Annotated in this window: 1 pseudogene; it reads left to right on the plus strand. The window is 52.8% G+C overall.

Annotated elements, in window-relative coordinates:
* Positions 1-67 precede the first annotated feature (67 nt).
* Positions 68-485 (plus strand): annotated as a pseudogene (locus ACTHUR_RS19460) (NADH-quinone oxidoreductase subunit M); the annotation flags it as partial.

The raw sequence follows: 485 nt of genomic DNA on the forward strand, positions 1-485 counted from the left end.
CTTAAAACGTCGTCTGAAAAACCAACCCACACAACTATATTTTTATTTTAACCACAGGTTAACCACTATGTTTTCCAACTACCTACTCAGCTTGGCAATATGGATACCCATCGCTGCGGGCGTGCTGGTTTTGGCGACGGGGCCGGACAGCCGTGCGCCGCTTGCCCGCGTGCTCGCTTTAATCGGTGCGCTTGCCGGTTTCTTGGTAACGCTGCCCTTGTTTACGGGTTTCGACCGTTTGAGCGGCGGCTATCAGTTTACCGAGTTCCACGAGTGGATTCCGCTTTTGCGAATCAACTACTCGCTGGGTGTGGACGGTATTTCGGTGCTGTTTGTCATTCTGAACGCGTTTATCACGCTGATGGTGGTGCTGGCGGGTTGGGAAGTGATTCAGAAGCGTCCGGCGCAGTATATGGCGGCGTTTTTAATCATGTCGGGCCTGATTAACGGCGCGTTTTCAGCGCGGGATGCCCTGCTGTTTTATG

It is taken from the genome of Neisseria sp. P0021.S007 (assembly GCF_051956855.1).